At 71.9% G+C, this 1,199-nt stretch carries 1 pseudogene; it reads left to right on the top strand.

Going from position 1 to position 1,199, the window contains the following annotated elements:
• Positions 1 to 635: pseudogene (locus tag FVW20_RS16050) on the top strand (hypothetical protein); the annotation flags it as partial.
• Positions 636 to 1,199 lie beyond the last annotated feature (564 nt).

Genomic DNA, 1,199 nt, shown 5'->3' with positions numbered 1-1,199 from the left:
CCACGGCTGCCGCCATGGCCGAGCCAGAGCCGCCCCGCCCCGCGCCAAAGGCCGCCCCCGCGCAGCCCCCAGCCGATCTGCCGGAAGTTTCCCCGGAAACGTCGGTGGACACTCCCCTGCCCGATGCGCCCGCGGAACCCGAGGTTGGCGACAGCCCCGCCGGGTATGCCGCGCGCATCGAAGCACTGGAGGCATCCCTGACCAACCTTGCCGAGCAGCGCGCCGAAGATCGCGCCGCCCGCGAGGCTCTGGAAACGCGCCTTTCGGCCATGGAATCGCTGGCCGACGCCGCCCCCGCACTTTCCGGGGACACGCTGTGCGAACTGCTGGAACCGCTGCTGGCGCGGGAGGACGGTCCGTTCGCCCCGCTGGTGGACCGCGTGCGCGCCGCACTGGCCGAAGACATGAATGCCCTCATCGAGGAACGCCTGGCCCCCCTGCGCGAACGCCTTGAAGCCGCTGTCGCGGCTGGTGACGCCGGCGAGGACGGGGCGGACGGCGTCACCCAGGCCGACCTGGACATGCTGGCCGCAGACCTGCGCGCCACGTTGCAGGCCGAAACGGACAAGGCCGCCGCTGCCGCCGCCGCGCGGATCATCCGCGAGGAAATCGCCGCACTGGCCGAGGCCCTGTAGGAATCGCCATTCCTGCGGGTTGAGGCAACCCGCGCGGACAGCACCGCAGTTTCAGGGGCGGGGCCGGGTCATCCGGTCCCGCCTTTTCACGTGCGCTGCCCGCCAGACGCCGTGTCGGCCAGCATTGCGTCCGGCATGACTCGCGCCCTGCAGCCCCCGTGTCCGCACTGCCTTGTCCTGTCCGCCCCCCCGCCCCCCGCCGGAATGAGCTTCCGTGCGTGGCCTCCGCGCGCTGCCCGCGCCGAACCTTCCGCCGGATGGCCCACCCGGTCGGGCCTCGACGGGCGCGGGCCGCGATGCTATAGACGCCTGAAAAAAGAGGGATGGCTCACCGGTTATTCCTCTTTCACCCGTCCGGTCTTCGTCCGCTGTGGTCGAGACCATTCCCCCACGGGCGGGTTTTCTCTTTTTTCACGGCTGCGCGGCGGCCCGCTTGCCAGCCGGATGTACCGGGCCGGACTTCCATTGGCACGCGGGCAAGGCCACCAGTTGGCAGCGCGGGCAATCGCCGGTCACCGGGCGCGGCCCGTGGTGGGGGAGCCGCGGGGCAGTGGCGGGATGGCC

This window comes from Nitratidesulfovibrio oxamicus (assembly GCF_015731765.1).
Taxonomy (GTDB): domain Bacteria; phylum Desulfobacterota; class Desulfovibrionia; order Desulfovibrionales; family Desulfovibrionaceae; genus Cupidesulfovibrio; species Cupidesulfovibrio oxamicus.
This window is presented reverse-complemented; position numbering and strand designations above follow the sequence as displayed.